Origin of the sequence: Aminobacter sp. J44, assembly GCF_007829415.1 — a bacterium.
Classification (GTDB): domain Bacteria; phylum Pseudomonadota; class Alphaproteobacteria; order Rhizobiales; family Rhizobiaceae; genus Aerobium.
The window spans coordinates 1-7,638 of the sequence record NZ_VLJG01000071.1; the positions used below are offsets into that span (position 1 = coordinate 1).

Consider the following 7,638-nt stretch of genomic DNA (forward strand, 5'->3'; position numbering starts at 1 on the left):
GCGCCGCTGCGCATGCCAACGGATCGCCGTCGAAGGCGCAACACCAAACCGGATCGCAGCAGCACGGCAGCTCAACCCGCCATCAACCGCCGCCAAAAGCCGTGAACGCAAATCCATCGAAAGAGGTTGAGCCATCCATGCTGGCCTCCTTCACCAGCACGGATTCTTAATCAGAAATCACGCCCGGCGGGAATCCCCACGCGATTCAAAACGGTCGAAAACCGCTCTAAAGGATAGCGTCGCGTGGGACTACATCGCGCCCGGAAAGCCGCTGCAGAACGGTTACGTCGAGTCCTTCAACGGCCGGATGCGATGAGTTCCTGAACGAGAGCCTCTTCATAGGTCTCGACCACGCGTGCGGGGCCATCGCCGAATGGAGGCGGGACTACAAAACGGCAGAAGGCCCACTCCTCGCTCGGATATCAGGCCCCCGGCGGCTTTCACTGGAACACTCGCTGCAACCGGTTTCGATGCTGGGCTCGACACGGGATACGCGTCTCCGCCCATTGCTCAACCGCGCCCTGCGGCGAAACAGAAGCGATCGAGGCTCTGATAGCCGCCGGATGAAGTTCACGGGCAGGTCACTGCACACAAGCGTGCCCTCATAAGGGGCGAAAAACGTAAGCGGCAGGTCAATTGGTAGCCCGCAACCACTCCCATGCCGATCAATGCGGCCGCTCTGAAAAATGTGCAGGAAGTACGGTATGGAACTCGCGCAAATTGGCGTGCCCGTGACGTCTGCAAAAGGCAGACGCACGATTAATATTAAGTCTCTTGTAGCGCCTCCACGATGGTTGCACGACCTTGCATTCGTTTGCGAGACCGTTGGAGAGAACCGCTAATACCAATCCTGCCTACAACCCACTAGCGGTCATTTGGGGGTAGATGAAGTAGACGCCGCGCTATTAGCGCGGCGTCGGGATTGGGCGTAGTTCGGCACGATCATCGCGGCCCTTGGGAGGCCATTCCACAGGACCTCGGATAACCACTCAGGGGCGCTATGATCTTTTCGGTCATTGCCAAATAGTGACTATGCCGGGGACGGCGATCATCAATAAAATTACGACTAGGTCCGCGGCGAGAAATGGAACCACGCCCTTGAAGATCCCAGTCAATGAGGTGAGCCTACCAACTAGACCACGTATGACAAACACGTTCAGCCCAAATGGCGGGGTTATCATACCGATCTCGAGCAACTTAGCCACGAGTACGCCAAACCAGATTGAATCCAAATCATATACTTTGGCAATGGGGAGAAAGATTGGTAGCGTGAGCAAAAGGCAGCCGATCGGGTCCATAAACATACCCAAGACGAGGTATACAAGGATAATTGCCAGCATCAACTCCCAGTACCCGAGCTGAAATCCGTCGACTAGCGATAGAATAAAGCTCCCTGTCCCTGATATGGCCAGGAACCGAGTTAGCATCGTTGCTCCGATCGCAATGATGAACAGTCCAGCACAGGTCATGCCGGTTTCTACCAGCGACTCCACCACGTCGCGAAACGTAATCTTCCTCGTTGCCGCGCCAATTGCGATTGCCGCGACTGCACCCACCGCGCCTGCTTCAGTAGCCGTAAACACGCCACTAAAGAGGCCACCGAAGATAATCAGGATCAAGATCAGGACTGGTGCTGCTTCCCGCAGGCTCGCACCCAGCGGGGGAATATCAACCTTCTCAAGACGTCGGGGTATTAGGTCCGGGCGTAGGGCTGCCATCGCGAGAATAGCGCCTATATAACATGCCGCAGTCAGTAAGCCCACTCCGATGCCGCCGACGAAAAGGTCCAGCACCGAGGTTTGCGCGAAGATCCCATAGATTATCAGGATGATGGAGGGGGGAATGAGCGCGCCAATAGTGCCGCCGGCCGCCACGGCGCCGCATGCTATATTTGCGTTGTATCCGCCTCGAACCATCTCGGGGATCGAGATTCGTCCCATGGCTGCAGCAGTAGCGATCGATGATCCACACACGGAGGCAAAGCCAGTACAAGCGAACACGCTTGATATGGCCAAGCTTCCCGGCATCCAGGAGAAAAGCGATTTGGCGACATCAAACAGGCTGCCCGTCATTTTGGACTTAAAGCTGATATAGCCCATCATCAAGAACATAGGCACAGCACTCAACGTCCAACTAGCAGAGAACTCATAGGGGACGGTGTTAAGAATTGACCAGGCGGCGTTGGTATCTAAGAGGATCGTCAAACCGAGGAATGATACCGTGATGAGGGCGATGGCAACCGGCGTTCGGATTGCTAGAAGCACCACAAGCGCGATGATGCCGGAGATTCCGATGGCGATGCCGCTCATGGGCGATCTCCTAGACTTGCTTCGACGATGTCAGTTCCGTTAGACTTGGGCAGCTGACCTCGATGAACGAGAATTGCCCGCGCGACTACAAGCGCGGTTAAGCCGAAGCAGAGGGGCAGGATATAGTATCCGGGCCAAGTTGGGACGGCCAGGGTTCCCGATAGCGCGTAAGACCGCGATGCCGTTTTGCTGATAGCATCCTTCAGCGTTCCGTAGGCCAGTGCCAGATAGGTACCGAGAGACAAAATTTGGGCCACGATGACTACGACTCGCTGTACCGGATGCGGAAGCACGAGATACATTGCATCCACCGAAATCATCTTATCTTCTGCCTGGACCTTCACGAGGGGCAGAAAGGTCAGCATCAACATGAAGTAGCCTGTCGTCGCGACATATGTCCCGGGAAACTGTGAGCCGAAAAGACGAAGCGCTACATCCGCAAAAATCATCAGCATGGCCAAGCCTGCTCCGATGCCGCCTAAGACTGAAAGGCCGTTGCTCACGCGGCTAAGAGCCCCGCTTGAGCGGGGCAGAACGTTTGACATTTGGCGTTGTTCCTCCAGCGGGATCGCGAAAGCGGCCGCAAGCGTAACAACGCCTGCGGCTCGAGTGCTTACATACCGTATGTCGACAGATCGATGTCCGCGAAGACCTCTTTGTAGAGGCGGTCAGCCATAGCTTTGTGATCCTTTGGGCCGATCTCTGCGATGATAGCGTTCCACTTATCTACCAACCTCGCGAAACGGTCGATCTCAGCCTGCGACTCGCTGACTTTGTACTGCTCCACGCCCATCTTCGCTGCGTCAGCCAACACCTTTGTTCGATATGCGTTTACAGCCTCGGTTAGCCCAGCGTCCGGCTGATGCACTTCAACATGCTCCAGTGCCTCGGCATCCATGGCGTCGAAACCTGGCGCCGAGATTGCCACGCCTGCGATCGCTGCGCGCATCAATTGGCCTCGCTGTTCCACGCTCAACCTCCGCCACGTTTCTTGGCGGACGGTAAAACCAGACGAGGCGTGGAAAGTCCCGATGTTCAATTCGGTGACGTGCTTCAGTATCTCGTAAAGCTTTCCGTTGAGCAGGTTCACCGGGGGATTTAATAGGCCATCGATCAAGCCACTGGCGACTGCCTCGTACTCTTCATCCATGGTGATCTCGACCGGCACGAGACCCATTGCCTCGGCAAATCGAGTAAATGGCGCGCCGCCCGAGCGAACACGCAATCCGCGAAGATCCTCAACTGAGGTGACGGGCTTATTCGAAAGAAGCTGATAGCTGGAGGTCGATCCAGTTCCCAGATAGACAAGCCCCTTTGAGGTAAATTCCTCAAGGCAGGCCTCACATGACAACAGGTATTCCGTAACAGCGCCCGACATCGCCTGTCCGCTCTGTCCCAATACCGCAAGTTCCGAGACTACCATGTTATTTGGGAACTCAGCGGGGAAGTAGAGAGTCAGCAGGTTGCCGACATCCAGGATACCGCCTTGCAGGTTGGATATAGCGCCACGAAGCGTAGCAACTTCGGTGCCCATGAGCTGCACATTCATGGCTCCACCGCTCACTTCCTCTAGAGTAGAGGCGAAGGTGGTGTACATCGGGTCGTGGGCCGCGTGGCCAGGAGGTGAGCCGCTGGCTGCGCGAAGGGTCTCGGCAGACACCGCATGCGGACCGACTAGCATTGCAAGGGCAAAAAGCGATCCCAATGACGTGCGCGCACTGAACTTCCACGTTTTCATAGTTTCTCCTCCTTGGATGGATGAGCTGGTAGCAGCCAGCCCGTGAATTCTTTAAGTCGAGTGGGTATTTTGGCCGCTAGCGCTCTCGCACTGGCGGCTGATCGGAAGGGGCAGCGAGAGAGGGAGGGGCGGCTTAATAGCCGTATTCCTCTTCATTGAGGATCGCCATACCGAATGCGACCGACTGTAAGCCGAGCGTGCTGGCTAGTGTGAGCACGGCCATGATTTCTTGCGGGGTGGCTCCATGCTTGAGCGCATTCGCCATATGCTGGCGTGTTCCCTCATCGAACATATGCGTGGTTGAAGCATCGATCGCGACATAAATCAATTCCCGCAATCGTCCCGACAGAACGCCCTGCTCCCAGGGGACACTCGAAAAGCGAGCATATGAGTCCAGGAGATCGGGGTCGACACGTAGCACCTGCTCCCAGAACGAATTCCAATAGCCGCGCGCCTCCACGAATTTCTGCTTCAGAGTCTCCTGCTGGGGAGTTAATGGAAGCGTCAAGTCATACGCCTCCCCTGCCGATGCTAAGACATCCAAAAGCGCGGGAAGGCCCAGTGAAACGGCGTGAATGCCAAGCACTGAAACCAACTGGAACACCTCAGCTATTTCATCGCCCGTAGCGCCGGCATCAAGGGCTTCGCGAACATGTCGCCTCAATGCCGCCGCGTTCATATGGGTAACAGCCGAGTTCAAAGCGACCAGGATCAGAGCTCTTTCGCGCGCATCAAGAATACCCTTGGCTTGCGATATCGTTCCGAATGCGGCGGTCGCCTCGCAGAACGTGTCACTAAGTGTGGTGGGGGTTTTTCGCGCCAGCTTGACGCTATCCAGTTTTTCCACGCCAATTTCCTCCCGATTCTGTCGGCCACTTTATCGTCAATCTGACCAACGCCCACCAAAGAATACCCATTGGTATTTTTTTTTCAATAGTGGTAGAGATGTTGGCGGTCGTTTTAGGAAACTTCGTGTAAGCGGCTGCGAGGACACAAATGTTTGATGATCTTAAGGGCCGTCGGGTTCTCATCACCGGCGCATCGAGCGGCATTGGCGTCGCCCTTGCGCGGTCCTTTGCGGCGGAAGGTGCACGGCTTTTGTTGCATGGGAATGTTCGGATTGAAACTGCGCTCCTACTCGCGCAGGAATTGAGCCAACAAGGCGCCGACGCGAGGGCAATACAAGCTGACATTACCATAGAGTCAGACGTGCGTGAGATGATTGCCGCTGGTGGTAGGAAATGGGGCGGGATCGACGTATTGATACTGAATGCCGGCGGTTTGGTAACACCAGTATCGCTCGAGACCTTCGACAGCCCGACATATCGTCACGTAATGGACCTGAACTTAGCTTCCATATTATGGTCTATGCAGGAGGCATTGCCGCTAATGCAGTCCGGGAGCGCAATCATCAACACCGCCTCCATCGCTTCGAGAACAGGTGGCAGCCCGGGATCCCTCCTTTACGGCGCTGCAAAAGCTGCAGTCCTTGCAGTCACTCGAAATGCGGCCCGCGAGCTTGCCCCCAGAGGCATCCGTGTTAACGCTGTTGGTCCCGGCTTCATCGATACCCCGTTCCACACGGCGACTGATAATGCAGTCCGAGAACGAATCCGTGCATCCATCCCGTTGGGCCGGTTAGGCTCGCCAAAGGATTGCGCTGGTGCTTATCTGTTTCTCGCCAGCAACCAGTTGAGTGGTTACATCACGGGACAGATGATCGACGTGAACGGCGGGCTATTGACAGCCTGAGCGGATCGCTGCTTGTGTTTCTTCAGATCGTACCTAATAGTAGGATTTCGGAGAATTGCCTGAGGGGACGAACCTTCAGTGTAGCTTTAAAGTCGTTGGTCAACAGGTCAGTAGATGTCGCAATCGGTTCGTGAACAGGTCACATTGTTCAAAAGGATGCGCATACTTGAGGAGGCAGTGGAGCTGTTCTTCGAGCGTGGCTACGACGGCACCCGGGTAGATATGATAGCGGACCGGCTCGGTGTGACGAAACCGTACATTTATTATCATTTCAAGAACAAGGGCGAGATTCTTGATGAAATCGCTCTTCAAGTGACCACCTCGTCACTCGAGCCGCTACGATCAGCTGTTGCATCAGACGCTCCTATCGCGGAACGGTTGACGACGTCCCTCCGAGAACTCGCACTGGGTGCGCTTCGTCGACATGCTTGGATTGCAATCTATTTCCGAGAGGAGAAGTACATCTCGAATGAGGCGCGAAAACAAATCACTGCGGATCGCCGGAATTTTGACGCTTTGCTAATGGGCCTGCTTCGCGAAGCGCATGATGCGGATGTAATTGGAGCGGTCGATCTAAGCATTGCTACTCAGGTTTTAACTGGGATGGTCACGTGGTCTTTCGCCTGGTATCGGCCCAGGGGCCGGCTTAGCGAAGACCAAATCGCGGACGAACTAACGTCATTGTGCCTGAACGCGATTAGAATGCGCATCTAGTGCTAGCCAATCCGCGATGGTGCGTGGCTCGGGTGAGACGGCGCTCCCGGCCCGTCCGGTTCTCGGCCGGCGGTGCAGACGAAGCCTGCACAGCGTGCCAGGGTGATAGCACGTTAACCGAAGGAAGACGGAATATGTCTTACTTGGCTGGTTTTCAGGCAAGCACGCTCGCTGTGGCTCACCATTCCGCGATGGTTTGCAGACGGTGAAGGTGCGTGTCGAGGGCAGATTTGTTTGATCGGGGGGCCACGAACAAGTTTCTAACAGCCGAGAAACGGAGGTGAACCGCTGTAGGCTACCCACCAACCTAAGCCTTGCATCATTCTCTCCCGTTTCCCAATGGGAGCTGGGAATTATCAGCCCTGTTGTTGGGGCCCTTGTGGGACTGGTGCTCGACCTTCGGCCTGGCCTAGCGTTGGGCTGCTCCGTACGAAGCCAGTTTGTCGGTATTTAGACGTCTGGCTACCTAGCCTTGCTTCTTTCATCGGCTAGGTTAGAAAACGCATAGCCGCTTCGGTGTCGCGGCGGTTCAGGTCGATTTCGCCCAGTACGTATCAGTCCTGATCAACGGAAGCCTCAGCCAGTGCTTCTTGCCAGCGATGTTGATGACCACCTTATCCTGACGCAGACATCATGAAGACTTGGCTGCTTGCGGCGGAGTCGCCGGCTATAAGCCGGTCCGAACTATTTACCCCAGTGCCGGATCAAAAAATTTCATTTGATGATCGGTTACCTAGCAGCCCGGCACAAAGTGGCTCTCCTCCTGAAAACACCAACGTAGCGGATCAACCGCGATCATGAGCCTCTGAAGCTCACCTTGATTGTCGTGACCTGCTCCCCGTTTTGTCCGCGCCCATAAGTTAGAGCGGTTTTCGATCATTCCGGGTCATATCCGCACGAGCTGAAGTAGTTTGCGCATTCGTCGGGCTGGAAGATATCGACGAGTCTGCCGATCAGGTCCCAGAGGCCGCTGACGGTTCGCTCACCGATCTTTCGGAGCATGGCCTTGAGGCGCGAGAAGGCCTTCTCGATAGGATTGAAGTCCGGGCTGTATGGCGGGAGGAAGCGCAGGGTTGCACCGGCGGCTTCAATCCTGTCCTTCACGGCGGCCCGCTTGTGGCTGGA

Annotated in this window: 7 protein-coding genes and 2 pseudogenes; 3 read left to right on the plus strand and 6 right to left on the minus strand. The window is 55.7% G+C overall.

The genetic code is table 11. From position 1 onward, the window contains the following. Window positions 1–135: pseudogene (locus L610_RS18540) on the minus strand (IS630 family transposase); the annotation flags it as partial. Window positions 136–238: 103 nt separating this feature from the next. Between L610_RS18540 and L610_RS20665 the strand changes: the two are divergent. Then, window positions 239–567: pseudogene (locus L610_RS20665) on the plus strand (transposase); the annotation flags it as partial. A 446-nt stretch (window positions 568–1,013) separates the two neighbouring features. Here the strand turns inward: L610_RS20665 and L610_RS18550 are convergent. The 4 genes from L610_RS18550 to L610_RS18565 all read right to left on the minus strand — a co-directional run bounded on the left by L610_RS18550 (window position 1,014) and on the right by L610_RS18565 (window position 4,894). Then, window positions 1,014–2,309, minus strand: coding sequence for a TRAP transporter large permease (locus L610_RS18550; RefSeq protein ID WP_144706885.1), 1,296 nt, complete (start codon window positions 2,307–2,309; stop codon window positions 1,014–1,016). Then, window positions 2,306–2,764: a TRAP transporter small permease gene (locus L610_RS18555; RefSeq protein WP_246659059.1), complete on the minus strand. Its 459-nt coding sequence runs from the start codon at window positions 2,762–2,764 to the stop codon at window positions 2,306–2,308. The genes L610_RS18550 and L610_RS18555 overlap by 4 nt, the downstream gene beginning before the upstream one ends. 158 nt (window positions 2,765–2,922) lie before the next feature. Beyond that, on the minus strand, window positions 2,923–4,047 hold the full coding sequence (locus L610_RS18560; protein WP_144706889.1) for a C4-dicarboxylate TRAP transporter substrate-binding protein: 1,125 nt from the start codon (window positions 4,045–4,047) through the stop codon (window positions 2,923–2,925). Window positions 4,048–4,180: 133 nt separating this feature from the next. Beyond that, the gene (locus tag L610_RS18565; RefSeq protein ID WP_144706891.1) at window positions 4,181–4,894 is read right to left on the minus strand and encodes a carboxymuconolactone decarboxylase family protein; all 714 of its coding nucleotides are present in this window, start codon (window positions 4,892–4,894) and stop codon (window positions 4,181–4,183) included. A gap of 149 nt (window positions 4,895–5,043) precedes the next feature. On the opposite strand from L610_RS18565, the gene L610_RS18570 reads away from it, so the two are divergent. Further along, complete coding sequence (locus tag L610_RS18570) at window positions 5,044–5,799, plus strand: SDR family NAD(P)-dependent oxidoreductase (RefSeq protein ID WP_144706893.1); 756 nt, start codon at window positions 5,044–5,046, stop codon at window positions 5,797–5,799. Window positions 5,800–5,913: 114 nt separating this feature from the next. Continuing rightward, window positions 5,914–6,513: a TetR/AcrR family transcriptional regulator gene (locus L610_RS18575; protein ID WP_144706895.1), complete on the plus strand. Its 600-nt coding sequence runs from the start codon at window positions 5,914–5,916 to the stop codon at window positions 6,511–6,513. Between the two features lie 876 nt (window positions 6,514–7,389). Here L610_RS18575 and L610_RS18580 read toward each other — a convergent pair. Beyond that, window positions 7,390–7,638 (minus strand): transposase (locus L610_RS18580; protein ID WP_186441533.1); only part of this gene is annotated, 249 nt, incomplete at its 5' end.

Excerpts from the sequence above, each read along its gene's own strand:
- L610_RS18570 (WP_144706893.1), top strand. The coding sequence starts at position 5,044 with ATGTTTGATGATCTTAAGGGCCGTCGGGTTCTCATCACCGGCGCATCG.
- L610_RS18575 (WP_144706895.1), top strand. The coding sequence starts at position 5,914 with ATGTCGCAATCGGTTCGTGAACAGGTCACATTGTTCAAAAGGATGCGC.
- L610_RS18560 (WP_144706889.1), bottom strand. The coding sequence starts at position 4,047 with ATGAAAACGTGGAAGTTCAGTGCGCGCACGTCATTGGGATCGCTTTTT.
- L610_RS18550 (WP_144706885.1), bottom strand. The coding sequence starts at position 2,309 with ATGAGCGGCATCGCCATCGGAATCTCCGGCATCATCGCGCTTGTGGTG.
- L610_RS18555 (WP_246659059.1), bottom strand. The coding sequence starts at position 2,764 with ATGCTGATGATTTTTGCGGATGTAGCGCTTCGTCTTTTCGGCTCACAG.